The sequence below is a fragment of the Arthrobacter sp. SAFR-044 genome, assembly GCF_059414985.1.
Genome location: NZ_JBPFDN010000014.1, coordinates 94,075 through 109,298, shown reverse-complemented (window position 1 = coordinate 109,298; position 15,224 = coordinate 94,075). Strand labels below are relative to the sequence as shown.

General features: G+C 67.1%; 17 protein-coding genes. 2 read left to right on the top strand and 15 right to left on the bottom strand.

Translation table 11 applies throughout. The features are described 5' to 3' along the window. Nucleotides 1-540, top strand: a 540-nt coding sequence (locus ACR65J_RS18465) for an HNH endonuclease signature motif containing protein (RefSeq protein ID WP_440171795.1), incomplete at its 5' end; no start/stop codon positions are given. 68 nt (nt 541-608) lie between these two features. Here ACR65J_RS18465 and ACR65J_RS18460 read toward each other — a convergent pair. Next, on the bottom strand, nt 609-1,229 hold the full coding sequence (locus tag ACR65J_RS18460) for a TetR/AcrR family transcriptional regulator (protein ID WP_440171793.1): 621 nt from the start codon (nt 1,227-1,229) through the stop codon (nt 609-611). 127 nt (nt 1,230-1,356) lie between these two features. Here ACR65J_RS18460 and ACR65J_RS18455 point away from each other — a divergent pair, with 127 nt between their 5' ends. Continuing rightward, nucleotides 1,357-1,623 carry a hypothetical protein gene (locus ACR65J_RS18455; protein ID WP_440171792.1) on the top strand — a complete coding sequence of 89 codons (267 nt, stop codon included), beginning with the start codon at nt 1,357-1,359 and terminating at the stop codon, nt 1,621-1,623. A gap of 41 nt (nt 1,624-1,664) precedes the next feature. Here the strand turns inward: ACR65J_RS18455 and ACR65J_RS18450 are convergent, their stop codons facing one another. The 14 genes from ACR65J_RS18450 to ACR65J_RS18385 form a co-directional block, all read right to left on the bottom strand. Next, the gene (locus tag ACR65J_RS18450; RefSeq protein ID WP_440171790.1) at nt 1,665-2,588 is read right to left on the bottom strand and encodes a 4-phosphopantoate--beta-alanine ligase; all 924 of its coding nucleotides are present in this window, start codon (nt 2,586-2,588) and stop codon (nt 1,665-1,667) included. Then, nucleotides 2,589-3,482: a Rossmann-like and DUF2520 domain-containing protein gene (locus ACR65J_RS18445; RefSeq protein WP_440171788.1), complete on the bottom strand. Its 894-nt coding sequence runs from the start codon at nt 3,480-3,482 to the stop codon at nt 2,589-2,591. After that, complete coding sequence (locus ACR65J_RS18440) at nt 3,475-5,145, bottom strand: PH domain-containing protein (RefSeq protein WP_440171786.1); 1,671 nt, start codon at nt 5,143-5,145, stop codon at nt 3,475-3,477. The genes ACR65J_RS18445 and ACR65J_RS18440 overlap by 8 nt, the downstream gene beginning before the upstream one ends. Next, a complete protein-coding gene (locus ACR65J_RS18435; protein ID WP_440171784.1) occupies nt 5,142-5,654 on the bottom strand; it encodes a PH domain-containing protein in 513 nt (170 codons plus the stop codon). Before ACR65J_RS18435 ends, ACR65J_RS18440 begins: the two co-directional genes overlap by 4 nt. After that, the gene (locus ACR65J_RS18430; RefSeq protein WP_440171782.1) at nt 5,635-6,183 is read right to left on the bottom strand and encodes a DUF3180 domain-containing protein; all 549 of its coding nucleotides are present in this window, start codon (nt 6,181-6,183) and stop codon (nt 5,635-5,637) included. The genes ACR65J_RS18435 and ACR65J_RS18430 overlap by 20 nt, the downstream gene beginning before the upstream one ends. Continuing rightward, nucleotides 6,180-6,725, bottom strand: coding sequence for a 2-amino-4-hydroxy-6-hydroxymethyldihydropteridine diphosphokinase (folK, locus tag ACR65J_RS18425; protein ID WP_440171780.1), 546 nt, complete (start codon nt 6,723-6,725; stop codon nt 6,180-6,182). The genes ACR65J_RS18430 and folK overlap by 4 nt, the downstream gene beginning before the upstream one ends. Further along, nucleotides 6,722-7,114 carry a dihydroneopterin aldolase gene (gene folB, locus ACR65J_RS18420; RefSeq protein ID WP_440171778.1) on the bottom strand — a complete coding sequence of 131 codons (393 nt, stop codon included), beginning with the start codon at nt 7,112-7,114 and terminating at the stop codon, nt 6,722-6,724. The genes folK and folB overlap by 4 nt, the downstream gene beginning before the upstream one ends. Before the next feature lie 13 nt (nt 7,115-7,127). Beyond that, nucleotides 7,128-8,066, bottom strand: coding sequence for a dihydropteroate synthase (gene folP / locus ACR65J_RS18415; RefSeq protein ID WP_440171776.1), 939 nt, complete (start codon nt 8,064-8,066; stop codon nt 7,128-7,130). A gap of 9 nt (nt 8,067-8,075) precedes the next feature. Then, nucleotides 8,076-8,720 carry a GTP cyclohydrolase I FolE gene (folE, locus tag ACR65J_RS18410; protein ID WP_440171774.1) on the bottom strand — a complete coding sequence of 215 codons (645 nt, stop codon included), beginning with the start codon at nt 8,718-8,720 and terminating at the stop codon, nt 8,076-8,078. Between the two features lie 9 nt (nt 8,721-8,729). Beyond that, nucleotides 8,730-10,793, bottom strand: coding sequence for an ATP-dependent zinc metalloprotease FtsH (gene ftsH / locus ACR65J_RS18405; protein ID WP_440171772.1), 2,064 nt, complete (start codon nt 10,791-10,793; stop codon nt 8,730-8,732). A gap of 172 nt (nt 10,794-10,965) precedes the next feature. Continuing rightward, entirely contained in the window at nt 10,966-12,084 is a 1,119-nt protein-coding gene (locus ACR65J_RS18400; RefSeq protein ID WP_440171770.1) for a LacI family DNA-binding transcriptional regulator, read from the bottom strand. 95 nt (nt 12,085-12,179) lie between these two features. After that, nucleotides 12,180-12,731, bottom strand: coding sequence for a hypoxanthine phosphoribosyltransferase (gene hpt, locus ACR65J_RS18395; RefSeq protein WP_041651844.1), 552 nt, complete (start codon nt 12,729-12,731; stop codon nt 12,180-12,182). A gap of 30 nt (nt 12,732-12,761) precedes the next feature. Continuing rightward, a complete protein-coding gene (gene tilS / locus ACR65J_RS18390; RefSeq protein WP_440171768.1) occupies nt 12,762-13,832 on the bottom strand; it encodes a tRNA lysidine(34) synthetase TilS in 1,071 nt (356 codons plus the stop codon). Nucleotides 13,833-13,943: 111 nt separating this feature from the next. Then, nucleotides 13,944-15,119, bottom strand: coding sequence for a zinc-dependent metalloprotease (locus tag ACR65J_RS18385; protein ID WP_440171766.1), 1,176 nt, complete (start codon nt 15,117-15,119; stop codon nt 13,944-13,946). Nucleotides 15,120-15,224 lie beyond the last annotated feature (105 nt).

The window sequence follows — 15,224 nt, the reverse complement described above, 5'->3', positions numbered from 1 at the left end:
CGCGACGGGGCACCACTGGAAATCGGCCGCAAAAACTACCGGCTCACCGAGGCCATCAAACGCTGGATCAGGATGCGGGATACCAAATGCACGTTCCCCGGCTGCAACAACAAGACCAGCGACAACGAAACCGACCACCTCACCGCCTGGGAACACGGCGGCACCACCAACGCCAGCAACCTGGCCCAGCTCTGCCCCAAACACCATCGACTCAAACACCACAGCAGGTGGACACCCGACCCGGCCAACAGGAATGGACCACCCGGCTGGACCTCACCCACCGGACGCCACTACAAACCCGAACAACCCGGCCCCGAACCAACCCACTGGCCCGCGGAAGGCTGCCCGCAATGGCCGCAGTGGGTCTCGCCCCCTGAATGCCAGTGCCTGGAGGCCAGCCTCGAAGACCTTCCCCTGTGGGAACCCGACGACGACAGATACGTGGACCTCGACGACCTGCCAGCCGACGATCCACTCTGGGCCGAACTCCTCGCCACGCCATTCGCCCTTTTCCCGGACGCCGTAGGGAGCCGGCCGTAGGCTGCCACAGTCAGTCCCGAAGGTCAGTCCCGAAGGTCGGCCCGAAGCCCGCCCTGCAGCGCCAGCCGCTAAGCCGTGTGGTGCTCGATCAGCCAGGCGGCCATCTGCCGGGCGCGCTTCCCTGCATCAAGGTCACCGCCGGTAGCCGAAATAATGGATCCCTTCATCAGGATCTGCCAGGAACGAGCGAACCCATCGGGGTCCACCAGCCCGGCTTCTTCAGCCAATGCCTGCACGTGGCTTCGGAGTTTCGCCAGGTAGTTGATGCTGGCCTGGCCCAGGGGGTGGGACGGGCCCATCTCCAGCAGGACCTGCGTGAAGGTGCTCCCTTCGAAGTCATCGCGCCGGAACCATTCACCCAGGACGTCGAAGATCGCCAGCAGCCGCTCCACCGGCGTCTCTCCCCGACCCCGGGCCTGGGACACTATCGCTTCAACGGTCCACAGCTTGTCCCGCTGTTCCAGGAACGCCAGGACCAGCGAGTCCTTTGACGGGAAGTGCCGGTAGAAGGTGGCCTTTGCCACCCCTGACCGCTCGATGAGCTCATTGACGCCCACGTCCCGGATTCCCCTGCGGGAGAACAACTCATAGGCAACCGAAAGGATCCGCTCCACCGAATTGGTGTGACCCTCCAGTGCGGGGGCCTGGGACGCCGCATCAGTTCTCGGGACCTTCGCCTCTGTGCTCATAGGACTTGAAGTCTACTGCAGGGGGAGACAGACCGGTCTTTCCCGCTGTAGTGTTTCTCCTACGCAGTTCTTTAGAACACCGCAAGGCGCACCCAAGGGTCCGCCGGTTTGGAGCAAGGAGGCCCCAATGTCAGCAGAGCGGATGTTCCAAAGTGTCCCGTCGGATCCGGATCCGTGGATGTCCAGTGACACGCCCCAAGAGGTCAGGCAGTTCGCCATAGAGTCGTTGCGGTGGCAGGCGCAGGAAATCATCGATGAGCTGCTTGGTGGCCAGGACCCCAGTGAAGAGCTCGCCCGGGCCCGGCTTCGCCGCTGCGTCGCCAGGAACCCGGGCCAGCCTGAACGCGCCCTGCTCGAACAGCTCATGATCAACCGGGACCATTCAGGCCTGTAGCCGGTCCCGTCCAGGGCAATGCGCGGCGACTAACGCGGCAGTTATGAGCTCAACGGCACGTTGTCGATCAGGCGCACCGGGCCCACCTTGGCCGCGATGAGTGCCAGGGCCTCGCCGCGGAAGGGTGTTTCCCGGCAATTCTCGGCCAGCGGTTCAAGGGTGCCCGGGTCCACCACGTCAAAGTAGTCAAGCGACACCAAGGGCTGGGATTCCACCATCGCCATCGCGGAATCAAGGTCCAGCGGCTCATGGGCGTTCGCCCGCTCCTCCAGCAGCCGCAGGGCCCTGGACAGGACCAGCGCGGCGTCCCGCTCGGCGTCGGACAGGAAGCGGTTCCGGCTGGACAGCGCCAGGCCGTCCGTTGCCCGCACCGTTGGCACGCCCACAATCTCCACGGGGAAGTTCAGGTCTGAAACCATCCGCCGGACCAGGGCCAGTTGCTGGGCGTCTTTTTGGCCAAAGTAGGCCCGGTATGCCGGCAGGCTGCTGCCGGCAGATCCTGCAGGGCCGGCTGGAAGGCCCGCCGCCGGCATTCCATAGTGCAGCAGTTTGGCCACAACGGTCAGGGCGCCGTCGAAGTGTCCGGGCCGCGAAGCACCCTCCCATTTCTCCCCAAGGCGCCCGGAGGTAACCCGCACCAGCGGCTGCCCATTCGGGTAGACCTCTTCCACTGAAGGCGCGAAAGCCAGGTCAATGCCCTGCTCCTCAAGAAGGGCCAGGTCCGCATCGAGCGTCCGCGGATAGCGGTCCAGGTCAACGGCATCGCCGAACTGCAGGGGATTGACGAAGATGCTGGCCACCACCACATCGTTCTGCTCGACGGCGGTGCGCGCCAGCGTTGCATGGCCTTCGTGGAGTGCGCCCATGGTGGGAACAAGCCCCTGCGAAGCACCCTGTTTCGCGGCGAGCAGACGGGCGCTTTCGGCTTTCAGGCCGGCAACGGTGGTGACGAGTTGAATGGGCATTCAGTCTTCCTTTGGATCGAGGGCCTCGTGCAGCCCCTTCAGCTGGTCGGGTTTCAGCAGGCCGCGCGCTTCAGCGCGCAGGGCAGTGGCGCGGGCCATCGCAAGGTAGGCCGCCAGCACATCGCCCTGCCCGCCGCCGTCGAACTCCCGCAACGCCTCCGCGTGCGCCCGCACGGTGCCCACGTCGCCGCGGGCCACCGGCCCGGTCAGCGCCGACTCCCCCGAGGCCAGCGCGTTCTCCAGCGTGGCCCGCAGCAGCGGTCCCAGCATGCGTTCAGGCGATTCCACTCCCACCTCGCGCAGGAGCTGGGAGGCCTGTGCCACCAAGGTGACCAGGTGGTTCGACCCATGGGCCAGGGCTGCGTGGTAGAGCGTCCGGTCCGCCTCGGCGATGGCCACGGGCTCGGCCCCCATCTCCACCACCAGCGCCTGGGCGATGGGGAGCATGGCGGCATCGGCCGTCACGCCGAAGGTGCAGTCGAGCAGCCGGGTGAGGTCCAGGCTCATGCCCGTGAACGTCATTGCCGGGTGCAACGCCAGCGGCACGGCGCCGGCAGCGCGGACCGGATGCAGCACGCCCACGCCGAACCGGCCCGAGGTGTGGGCCACGAGCTGTCCCGGCTGCCAGGCTCCGAGCTTCGCCAGCCCCTCCACCAAGTCCGGCAGCGCGTCGTCGGGCACCGCCAACAGCACCAGCTCCGCACGCTCCACGATGTCCTGGACTTCAAGGATGGGGACGCCGGGGAGCAGCGCCTCAGCCCGTTCCCGGCTTGCGTCAGAGACAGCTGACACTCCCACGACGGCGTGCTCGGCAGCGCGCAGTGCCGCGCCGAGCACGGCCCCCACTTTGCCGGCGCCGATGATTCCGACGCCGAGGCGTCCGGGCTTAACCATGCTGCTGGCCTTCCTGTTGGTGATGGGTGCGGGGTTCACTGGCTGCTGTCCCGGGGAGCCGCACCCCGGGAACATGCGCCCCGGACAGTGGCCTGGCTGGCACCTGCAAGGGCTCCACAGCCGGAACAACCTGCCGCAACCATTGTTCGGTGGTCTGCCGCTTCCTGGCCAGCCTGGCCCGCGCCGACTGCTCATCAAAGAGTTGCCTGGCCTCGTCCAACCCGGCCTGGGTCAACCGCGGGACAACGGGGCCGGCGGTGGTGTGCAGGACCAGGTCCGCAACCCGGAACCGACGCGCCAGGGGCCCCTGGTGGAGCGCCAGTGACTGCGTCCGTTGGTGCGGCACCAGAACAAGTTCACGCCACCAGCGCCCGGAACGGATCAGCAGTGCCGTGTCAGTGGCTGCAAAACCGTTCCGCCGCCAAGCCAGCGGCGCCAGCAGCCGGGCCCGCCGCGGGGTGGTGGTGAATCCGCCGTCAGAATCCCTGCCGCCAAGCCCGGCAGCAAACACCGTGTCCGGCCGGTCCGTCCCGGGGTCCGGCAGGACCAGCGAGAGCATGGCCATGACGTCGGTGAACTTGCCCACCGGCAGGAGGATGGTCCTGGTATTGCCTTCGACGGCGTTGCCCGATGTCCCGTAGCCGGCCACGTTCACCTGCATCCGGTACCAGCCGAACGGACGCCACAGCGGAGGCTGGGCAATCTTCACGGCCTGGATCCGGCCCGGCGGAAGCGTCTGCGCCTGCGTATCCAGCAGCCCATACCGCAGGCGGATGCCATCCGGCGAGACGGCGGCGGTGAAGTTGTAGCCCTTGTTGAAGAAGTTCCAGTAGCTGGCGGCAAGGCCGAGCGCTGCGGGCACCAGGTAGAAGTAGAAAGCGCGGTTGTCCGTCAGCGCGGACAGGACCACGGACGCGAAGCCGCCCACCACGATGAAGAAACTCTGCTCGCTCAGCAGCAGCGAGCCGATAAGGCGCGACGGCGGCACGCTGAGTACCTGGATTTCGGGAGCCTCGGGTGCGGGCGCGCCAAAGGGCGCCGCCAATGGGCTGCCGGGACCTGGACGCGCCGCGGCGTCGATGCCGGCCACCGGGCCCCCACCGAAACTTGCCTCAGCCCCGGAGGCCCGGGCGAGGATGGTGGCGCGCAGTTGGCGGGCGTCATCGATCCTGAGGTAGGCCAGGCGCACTGCGGATTCTCCGGCGTCGGCAACTTCAAACTTGAGTTCGGCCAGGCCAAAGATGCGGGCCAGCAGGGGCTGCACAATGTCGATCGCCTGCACCCGGTCCAGCCGAGCCTGCCGGTGCTGGCGGAAGAGGAGTCCACTGTTGACGCGGACGTAGCCTCCGGACACCTGGTACTTGGTGAAGTACCAGGTCAGGATGAACCCCAGGACTGCCACGGCGAGTACCGCGGCCCCGCCGCCCAGGAGCCAGGGTGCACGCCTGGCGAAGCCGTCCTCGAATACGGGCTGGCCCTGGAGCGTCCGTTCAAAGAGGTCCCTGCCGAAGAAGAACGCGATGGCGGCCAGGGCAACCCAGCCGCGGACGAAAGGTGAGGCGGGATGCACACGCAGCCATTCGCCGTCGGGCGTTGCCGTGGTGTCCGGGACTGCGGGAGGCGGCAGCGACGGCGGCCCGGGCAGCTGGCCGTCAGTGGTCACAGTCCTGCCAGCCTGGCTTCGCCCCGCGCGGCCAGCTGTTCCCGGAGCCGGGCGCCTTCCGCTGCCGGAAGGCCGGGTATGCGCGCATTGGTGCCGGGGGATGCTGTGTGGAGCTTGACGGTGCACAGGCCCAGGCCACGCTCCACCGGACCAACGGCGATGTCCACGTACTGCATGCGGCCGTACGGGACGGCCATGGTGCGCTGGAAGAAGATACCGCTCCTGACCAGCAGGTCGTCGTCGCGCTCGGCGTAGCCGATGGCCCGGACCTGGCGCGGAATGAGGACCAGCCGCCATAGAGCAAGCAGCAGGGTAACGGCCGGAACGGTGACGGCCAGCCACAGCGGCGGCCACCGCCACCAGCCCAGGAGGACGAACACCAGCGGCGCGGACAGGACCAGCACGGTGGCGAGGTTGGCCAGGGCCCACTCCACCAGGCGGACCGTAACGTATTTCGATGACACCCGCTGCCAGGCGATACCCGGCGGGTCAATCGCCTCGGTAGGCATATTCGCCTTCCCCCGCGGTTTCCCCGCGGGCAGTCCGGCCCTTCTTCCCGTCGACGCCGTTGGTATCGCCATCTTCAGGCGGGATCCTGCAGAACCGCTCCACAATAAGCCCCACCACGATCATCACCAGGCCGCCGCCGGCCATGGCCAGGGCCAGCCAGGTGATGCCCTGGTCATTGCGCAGGCTCCAGATCCGCAGCTGGTCCAGGAAGATGCCCACGTGCCATCCCAGCAGCACCGTTCCGGCGTAAGCGCACGCCTGCGCCAGGACCAGGGTGCGGGCTGCCAGGAGGGGATCGAGCTGCTTCTTCTTGGCCTTGCTGTTGGGCTCGCGGCTGTTCCGCCACCTCAGGATCCGGATACCCAGGACCAGGGTAATGATGACGATGACGCCCATGGTGGCAAGCGCGGTGGCCGGCAGGACGGGTGTGGCCATGCTGTAACGGCTGGTGACAACCGTGGCCGACCAGCCGGCAACCGCGAGGATGACGCAGATCAGCAGCAGGCGCAGGGGGTTGATGGGCTTCACCGCTCCTCCACCGCTCCCGCCGTCGGCATGCCGTCAAAGTCCCCGAATCCGTCGAACGGGGCAAGGTCAGGAAAATCTTCCGCCCGGGCAGCCAGCGTGCTGATCCGTTCGCCGTTCAGCGTGGCAGCCGGTTCGATGAGGGACCAGGGGTAGAGGACGAAAGCACGCGACGCCGCACGCGGGTGCGGGATGGTCAGCGCGGGGTCATCGCTGTGGAGGTCGCCGTAGGTGATGATGTCGACGTCGAGCGTCCGCGGCCCCCAGTGGACCTCACGGACCCGGAGGTGCTTGTTCTCCACGGCCTGGCAGTGTTCCAGCAGTTCCTCAGGGGTGAGGATGGTTTCCACGGTGATGACCATGTTCAGGAAGTCCGGCTGGCCGGCGGGTCCGCCCACCGCCTTGGTCTGGACGATGGGCGAGACGGCGAGCAGCCGGACCTCCGGCGGGTCCACCAGGTCCGCCACAGCCTCGGTCAGGGTCTCGTTCCGTTCCCCGAGGTTGCTTCCCAGGGCGAGCACGGCCTTGGTGTAGATCCCGTTCATGCCTGCGCCCCGGCCAGCGCGCGGGCAGCGGAGGCCCGTTTCCGATGGACCGTCACTGCCACGTCACCGAAAGGGACCTCGATGGGGGCCTGGGGTTTATGGACAGTGATGTCCACGGCCTGGAGCGTGAATTCGGCCAGGAGGCTGTCGGCGATCCGCACCGCGAGTGCCTCGATGAGGTTCAGGGGCTCCCCGGTGATCCACTCGGTAATACGCTGCGCCACCTCACCGTAATGGGCGGTGTCCCGGACGTCGTCGGACTGCGCCGCTTCCGTGAAGTCCAGGTAGAGCACGGCGTCCACAACAAAGGGCTGGCCCTCCCGGCGTTCGAAATCGAAGACACCGTGGTGGCCGACGGCGGTCACTCCGGTCAGCGTAATCCTGTCCATGGGTCCCCCGGCCCTATTGCGTCTTGGGTACAGCTTGTGTTGCGGGTGCTGCCGCCATGCGCGCAGCCACCTTGACCGCGTCAAGGCTCGATCCGACGTCGTGCACGCGGACGGCCCAGGCCCCCCGGTAGGCACTGATGGCTGTGATCGCGGCCGTGGCAGCGTCCCGCTCGTCGGGAGCGGCAGACTTACCGGCCACCGTGAGCAGGGTGCCGAGGAAACGCTTGCGGGAGGCGGCCACCAGGACCTTGTGGCCCAGGCTGTCCAGCTGGTCCAGGTTCTGCAGCAGTTCCCAGTTCTGGGCGTCGTTCTTGGCGAACCCCAGGCCCGGATCGATGATGATCTGTTCCTGGCTGACACCGGCTGCGTAGAGCTTGTCCCGCACTCCTGCCAGCTCAGCCACCACTTCCCCTGCCACGTCCGTGTACTCGGCGAGCGAGTTCATGGTCCTGGCGTCACCCCGCCGGTGCGTGAGGACATAGGGCGCCTTGGAGGCTGCCACCAGCTCCACCATCTCCGGTTCGATAGTCAGCCCGGAGACGTCATTGATGATGGCCGCTCCGGCCTTCAGGGCAGCGGCTGCCGTGGAGGCATGCGTGGTGTCGATGCTGACCAGGGCGCCGGCCTTTACCAGCGCTTCGATCACCGGCAGGACGCGGCGCTGCTCTTCGTCCGGGGTCACCTCGTCGGCGCCGGGCCGGGTGGACTCGCCCCCGACGTCGATGATGTCCGCGCCCGCGTAGAACATCCGCAGGCCGGCCGCGATGGCGGTGTCCGCCGTCGCATGCTTGCCGCCGTCACTGAACGAATCCGGGGTGACGTTCAGGATTCCCATGACCAGGGTGCGGCCGGTGGGGAGGTCTTCGAAGCGCGCGGCCGGCCTGGGCTTGCGCAGGATGGGCAGCGGAGACGTTGCGGGTCCCGTTCCAGGGGCTGCAGCGAGTGAATCCATGGTCTGTTGTTACCTTCCGAGGATGAGGCTCATGGCTTCGGCACGGGTGGCCGGGTCATGAAGCTGCCCGCGGACCGCACTGGTGACGGTCTTCGCTCCGGGCTTGCGGATGCCGCGCATCGACATGCACATGTGCTCGCATTCAACAACGACGATGGCACCGCGGGGTTTGAGGTGCTTCACCATCGCTTCGACAATTTCTGTAGTCAGCCGCTCCTGCACCTGGGGGCGGCGGGCGTAGATGTCCACCAGCCGGGCCAGCTTGCTCAGCCCGGTCACTTTGCCGTCGTGCGAGGGGATGTAACCAACATGGGCCACCCCATGGAACGGCACCAGGTGGTGCTCGCACGTGGAGTAGAAGGGGATGTCCTTGACCAGGACCAGTTCCTCGTGGTCCAGATCGAAGGTGGTGGACAGGACGTCCGCAGGATCGTGGTGCAGTCCGGCGAAAACCTCGGCGTACGCCTTCGCAACCCTTTTGGGGGTATCCAGGAGGCCGCCGCGGTCCGGGTCCTCGCCGATGGCAAGGAGGATCTCGCGGACGGCCGCCTCGATCCGTGGGCGGTCCACCTTTTCGCTCTTGGAGTGGTGGGAACCGACCTCCGCCGGGTATGCGGCAGAGGCGGAAACGTCGTCGTCGTCGAAGGAAGTCACAGGGAAAGCTTAGCCGCGAAGGGTGTCAGGCCCCGAGTCGGGGACCCCTCCGTGAAACGGAGCATCCTCCGAGACGCCCTGCGGGTGCGGGGGCTGGGCGTCCAGCGGCTCGTCCAGACGGGCCTTCTTCGCTTCCTCCTGCGCCTCGCGTTCAGCCCGCTCCTGGCGGCTCTCAACGGGTCCGGTCAACTGGACGGGACGGGTCTCCTTGGACAGCCACACCTCACGGAAGTCCCGCTTGCGGACGTCACGGAAGATGTCGGCAATCTCGGCCTGGTTGAGGGTCTCCCGCTCCAGCAGCTCAAGGGCGAGGTAGTCCAGGATGTCCCGGTTCTCGGTGAGGATTTCGTAGGCCTCGTCATGTGCCTGCTCGATCAGTCGGCGCACTTCCTCGTCCACGACATAGGCAATCTGGTCGGAGTAGTTGCGCTCGTGCCCGGCGTCGCGGCCCAGAAAGGGCTCGCCGCCGCCCTGGCCCAGGCGCACAGCACCGACGCGTTCGCTCATGCCGTATTCGGTGACCATCTTGCGCGCGGTGCCCGTGGCCTTCTCGATGTCATTGGAGGCACCGGTGGACGGATCGTGGAACACGATCTCCTCTGCCACGCGGCCGCCCATGGCGTAAGCCATCTGGTCCAGGAGTTCGTTCCGGGTCACGGAGTACTTGTCGTTTTCCGGAACCACCATGGTGTAACCCAGGGCCCGGCCCCGGGGAAGGATGGTGATCTTGGTGACCGGCGCCGAGTTCCGCAGGGCAGCCGCCACCAGGGCGTGGCCGCCTTCGTGGTAGGCGGTGATCTTGCGCTCGTGTTCCTTCATGACGCGGCTGCGCTTCTGCGGCCCGGCCATGACGCGGTCAATCGCCTCGTCCAGGGCACGGTCGTCGATCAGGTTGGCGTTGGAGCGCGCGGTGAGCAGCGCGGCCTCGTTCAGGACGTTGGCCAAGTCGGCGCCCGTGTAGCCGGGCGTCTTCTTCGCCACACCCTTCAGGTCCACGCCGGGCGCCATCGGCTTGCCCTTGGCGTGCACCTGCAGGATCTGGTCGCGGCCAATCAGGTCCGGGGCCTCCACGGACACCTGGCGGTCGAAACGGCCGGGACGCAGCAGTGCCGGGTCCAGGACGTCGGGCCGGTTGGTGGCGGCAATAAGGATGACGTTGGTCTTGACGTCGAAGCCGTCCATCTCCACCAGCAACTGATTGAGGGTCTGCTCGCGTTCGTCGTTGCCGCCGCCGATGCCGGCGCCGCGGTGCCGGCCGACGGCGTCGATCTCATCCACGAAGATGATCGCGGGCGAGTTGGCTTTGGCCTGTTCGAAGAGGTCGCGGACGCGGGATGCGCCCACGCCGACGAACATTTCCACGAAGTCAGAGCCGGAGATGGAGAAGAAGGGTACGCCGGCCTCACCTGCAACCGCACGGGCCAGCAGCGTCTTACCGGTACCCGGCGGACCGTAGAGCAGCACGCCCTTGGGGATCTTGGCGCCGACCGCCTGGAACTTGGCCGGTTCCTGCAGGAATTCCTTGATTTCCTGCAGTTCCTCCACAGCTTCGTCGGCACCGGCGACGTCCGCGAAGGTCACCTGCGGCATGTCCTTGCTGACCATCTTGGCCTTGGACTTGCCGAACTGCATGATCTTGGAGCCGCCGCCCTGCATGCGGGTCATCAGGAACCAGAAAAGTGCGCCCAGCAGGATCACGGGGATCAGGAGGGAAAGCAGGCCGGAGAACCAGTTGCTTTCAATCGGCTGGTCGGTGAAGCCCTGGGCCGGCTTGGCGTCGGTGACGGCCTTCACCACGTCCTGTGCGCGGGCATCCACGTAGAAGAACTGGACGCTCTTGCCTTTGTCCTGCCCATCCACCTGCAGGTTGTCCTTCAGCGTGAGGTCAACGCGGTTCTCGCCGTCGAAGATCTTGGCCTGCTCCACCTTGTTGCCGGAGAGCAGTTCCAGGCCCTTGTCCGTATCGATCCGGGCTGCACCGCCGGGGGCGAGCGTTGCAAAAGCCACAAGGAGCAGACCGACCACAACGACGATCCAGATGCCCGGGCCTTTGAAGAAGTTCTTAGCTTTCATCTGTTCGGGGGCTGACCCCGTCCCTTCCGGTAGTGCTTCACGGCGAGTACTCTGCGCGCGTGATGGTGCTGCGTCAGCTTCTAGCTATACACCGTCCGGAGTAAATCACGCATAGCGAAAAGCAAAAGTTCCCTGTGGGCGTAGATAGTACGGCAGCCTGCCGAATGCCGCTTCAGCGCTGTGGCATCCCGGTGCCGGGTGCACCCACGGATCCACGCGCGACCAGCCGGCACGCGAGCAGCGCCGGGGCCGGTACGCCGGTGAGTTGGTTGGCGCCGGCATCCGCCGCAGCACTTTCAATCCCATTGATCAGGCAGTTGGCTGCCCACGCGCCCATTTCGTGTTCCGGCAGGGCTACGGAGGTCAGGCCCGGGTGGAGGTTGTCCGCAATGAGTTCCTCGTCGCCGAATCCGACGACGGACAGGTCTCCGGGGATGGACAGGCCCAGTTCCGCGGCGGCGCGGTACGCTCCCATGGCCATGCGGTCGTTGCAGCAAAGGAGGGCCGACGGCGGGTTGCGGGCAGCCAGGACCGTGCGGGCGGCCGCGTACCCACCTGATGCATCGGGCGACGCCGTCTCGACAGCGCCGGAGGCTCCCCGTACTCCTGTGCGCTTGAGTGCTTCCTGGAACCCCTGGAAGCGCCGGTGGGGGGAGGGGTTCCCGTCTGCGCTGTTGAGGAATCCGATCCGGGTGTGGCCGGCGGCCAGCAGTGCATCCACCGCGGCGCCGGCACCGTTGTATTCGTCGGCGACAACGGCCGGGAAGCTTCCGTCCGCGGCGACGGCATCCACCAAGACCGCGGGGACCCTGCCCAGGTTGACGGAGGCCTGCACAACCCGCTGGCAGCTGGCCGAGTAGAGGATCCCGTCCACCTGCCGCCCCAGGAGTGACTCAACGCCGGTTTGGAGGGACTCAAAGCCGGTTTCCCATCGGGCGCGCCCGGTTTCCGGGCCGGCGCCGGCTCCTGCCGGCCCAGGGATGGGGACGATCATCAGGGTGTAGCCGCGGGCGCGTGCCGCCTGCTCCGCGCCCAGGATGATGCGGCCGGCGTGCGGGGTGGTGGCCACATCCTCAACCACCAGACCCAGCACACCGGACCTGCGGCTGCGGAGGGCACGGGCCACACGGTTGGGGCCGTAACCCAGCCGGGCCGCCGTCGTCCTGACTTTCTCGCGCGTTTCCGCGCTGATCCGGGCGGAAGGGACCTCGTTGAGGACGTGCGAAACCGTGGTGACCGATACACCGGCTTCCCGCGCCACGTCCCGGATGCCCACGCTGCAGCTACTCACGCTTCCCGGGCTTCACCACAGGGCCTCCGAGATGGCATTTGACGGCAGTCCCGGCCGGCGACATTGCCGTGAACTGCCATCTCGCGGGGAAGGGGTTACTCGTAGACGTGCGGGGCCAGGGTGCCCACGAAGTCCAGGTTCCGGTACTTTTCGGCGTAGTCCAGGCCGTAGCCCACCACGAATTCGTTGGGGATGTCGTAGCCCACGTACTTGACGTCGATCTCCACTTTGGCTGCGGTGGGCTTGCGGAACGCGGTGCAGATTTCCACGGACGCGGTGCCGCGGGATTCCAGGTTGGTCTTGAGCCAGGAAAGGGTCAGGCCGGAGTCGATGATGTCCTCGACGATCAGCACGTCCTTGCCCATCAGGTCGGTGTCCAGGTCTTTGAGGATCCGCACCACACCGGAAGACTGGGTACCGGAGCCGTAGGAGGACACGGCCATCCAGTCCATGGAGATGTGGCTGTGCAGTGCCCTTGCCAGGTCAGCCATAACCATCACGGCACCCTTGAGGACGCCAACAATGAGGATTTCGCGTCCTTCGTAGTCTTTGTCGATCTGCGCGGCGAGTTCGGTGATCCGCTGCTGGATCTGTTCCTTGGTGTAGAGAACGTGCTTGAGATCTGCCTGGACGTCGTTTGAATCCACCAATGGCTCCTGTTTAGATGCGGGGTGCGACTATTTTGCGGGCGGTTTTTGAGGCCGGAATACTAGCTTCCCACAGCCCGCGGGTTCGCGGGGAACGGAACCGGCGCCGGCCGGAGCCCCGGAAGCGGCGGCCCCCTTCGATTCCTCCAGCTGCGCCAGGGACAACCGGTAGACACTCACGCCGCCGGGAAGCTCCACGGGGCCGGCCGAGCCCTGCCGCCGGAGCAGTGCTTCTGCCGCCAAAAGGCGCCGGTAGCTGGGCTGCTGCCCCCCGGCGTCGGCCGCTGCCTTGGCGATGACGCGGAACCTGATGGCCGGTGCCAACGCGCGCAGCGCTTCCTCCGGCAGGCTCAGTCCGCTGCCGTCCCGTTCAACAAGGGATGCATAGGTGCTTTCCGCCACATCCTCCAGGTAGTCGGCGTCAAGCTGGAGGATGGCGGCGGTGCGGGCCAGGGATTCGGCGACGCCGGGACCAAGTTTTTCCTCAAGGTGCGGCAGGACCTCCACCCGGGTCCGCGACCGGGCGAACGCGGGGTCGGAGTTGGTGGGATCGTGCCAGGGGTCCAGCTCCTCCACGGCACAAATCTCCTCGGTGTCCGCGCGCCGGAGGCCAAGGAAGGGCCGCAACAGGACGGTTTCTCCGGCGCCTGCCCGGGCCGGCCGCATCCCAGCGAGGGAGCGCGTGCCGGAGCCGCGGGCCAGGCCCAGCAGTACCTGTTCGGCCTGGTCGTCCAGGGTGTGGCCCAGCAGGACTGCCTCCGCACCCTGCTCCGCGGCTGCGGCCTCAAGCGCGGAGTGCCGGGCTTCACGGGCGGCGGCCTCGGGGCCCATGCCGGCAGCGGCCACCGTGACGGTACGGATTTCCACCGGCTGCAGGCCCAGGTCCTGCAGAGCTTCCACGGTGCGGGCGGCAACATCACCGGACCCCTCCTGCAGCTGGTGATCCACCACCACTGCGCCCACGGTCAGGGGGTGGCCATCCACGTGGCCGCGGCGGGCGAAGTAAGCGGCGACGGCGGCAAGCGCCAGGGAATCCGGCCCGCCGCTGCAGGCTACGAGGACGTGGCGGGGATAGCCCGCATCGGCCAGGGCGTTTTGCATCAGTTTGCGCGCCGTGCCGACGACGGGCGCGAGCCTGCCGGGCCGCCGTCGGCCACTGCGCGGGGCCGGGACTCCAGGCCCCGCCGAGTGCGCAGGTACATCTTCAGGCAACTACAGGCCCATCCGGTCGAGCCACAGCTTGGCGTCATGGATCTCGGGCTCGGTGGGAAGGTGGTCCACCGAGGCCCACACCTTGTTGAAGCCTTCCATTCCGGCCACGTCCACTACGGCGCGGACAAAGCGGGCACCGTCGGAGTACTGCCGCATCTTGGCGTCCAGGCCCAGGAGGCTGCGGATGAACTTTTCGATCACACCCCGGTCCTTGCCGCGGTCGTTGAACCGCTGCCGGATGGTCTTGACGGACGGGACGATGCTCGCGTCCACGGCATCCATCACCACGTTCGCGTGCCCTTCGAGCAGGCTCATCACCGCGGTGAGGTGCGAGATGGCAGCCTTTTCCTCGGGGTCCTGCAGCAGGTCCAGGATGGCGCCGCGGCCGGGCGTATTGCCGCTGGCCGAACGGTCCTTCAGCGAGCGTGCGGCAGCTGACGCACGCTCCATCAGCGAATCGACATTGCCCAGGAGGTGGCCGCTGAGTTCGTCGATTTGCTCCAGCATGTGGTGGCGCAGCCACGGCGCTGCCGCGAACTGCACCCTGTGGGTCTGCTCGTGCAGGCACACCCAGAGCCGGAAATCCTCCGGCGCGACGTTGAGTTCGCGCTCCACCGAAACGATGTTCGGAGCCACCAGCAGGAGCCGGCCGGCAGCAGGGGCCGTGGAGTTCTCCGCCAGCGCCGCAAAGGGATCGTACTGGCCCAGGACCTTGCTGGAAAGGAACGCCAGGACGGCGCCCAGCTGGCTGCCGGTAATGGCGCCGCTGACCTGGGCGGCGGCGGGGCTGAGGCTTCCGCGCCGGGTGTCCAGCATCTTCTGCATGGCGGGCTTGAGCATCACTGCGAAGCTTTGGGTGTTGGCCTTGGCCCAGGACGCCCGGTCCACCACCAGCACGGAGGAGTCGCGCAGGTCCCGCGCCGCTTCCAGCCCGGTGATTTCATGGACGTGCGGCACGGATGCGTCGGCGAGCCGGCGCAGGCTGTCCACCGCCTCGCCGATGGCTTTTCCGTCGAGCACGGGTCCGGCCGGTGCCAGCCGCGCCGCGGTAGAGGCAGCGAGGTCCCAGTTGATCAGGGCCTGGGCGGCATTTGATTGTGCCGCGTTGGATTGGGTCCCGTTGGACTGGCCTGAAGGGGACATCGTCGATGCGGACTCGCGCGCAGTGGACTCCATGAGTCCCATCAGAACACAGCAGGCTGGGGATCGTCCTTAAGTTCGCTCACCGGCGAAACTGCACAGCCACCGCACAGGAGGGCGAAAGCGCCGTCCCAGTCCAGA

Excerpts from the sequence above, each read along its gene's own strand:
- folP (WP_440171776.1), bottom strand. The coding sequence starts at position 8,066 with ATGGATTCACTCGCTGCAGCCCCTGGAACGGGACCCGCAACGTCTCCG.
- ACR65J_RS18385 (WP_440171766.1), bottom strand. The coding sequence starts at position 15,119 with ATGGAGTCCACTGCGCGCGAGTCCGCATCGACGATGTCCCCTTCAGGC.
- folB (WP_440171778.1), bottom strand. The coding sequence starts at position 7,114 with ATGGACAGGATTACGCTGACCGGAGTGACCGCCGTCGGCCACCACGGT.
- ACR65J_RS18435 (WP_440171784.1), bottom strand. The coding sequence starts at position 5,654 with ATGCCTACCGAGGCGATTGACCCGCCGGGTATCGCCTGGCAGCGGGTG.
- ftsH (WP_440171772.1), bottom strand. The coding sequence starts at position 10,793 with ATGAAAGCTAAGAACTTCTTCAAAGGCCCGGGCATCTGGATCGTCGTT.
- ACR65J_RS18460 (WP_440171793.1), bottom strand. The coding sequence starts at position 1,229 with ATGAGCACAGAGGCGAAGGTCCCGAGAACTGATGCGGCGTCCCAGGCC.
- ACR65J_RS18455 (WP_440171792.1), top strand. The coding sequence starts at position 1,357 with ATGTCAGCAGAGCGGATGTTCCAAAGTGTCCCGTCGGATCCGGATCCG.
- folK (WP_440171780.1), bottom strand. The coding sequence starts at position 6,725 with ATGAACGGGATCTACACCAAGGCCGTGCTCGCCCTGGGAAGCAACCTC.
- tilS (WP_440171768.1), bottom strand. The coding sequence starts at position 13,832 with ATGCAAAACGCCCTGGCCGATGCGGGCTATCCCCGCCACGTCCTCGTA.
- ACR65J_RS18450 (WP_440171790.1), bottom strand. The coding sequence starts at position 2,588 with ATGCCCATTCAACTCGTCACCACCGTTGCCGGCCTGAAAGCCGAAAGC.
- ACR65J_RS18445 (WP_440171788.1), bottom strand. The coding sequence starts at position 3,482 with ATGGTTAAGCCCGGACGCCTCGGCGTCGGAATCATCGGCGCCGGCAAA.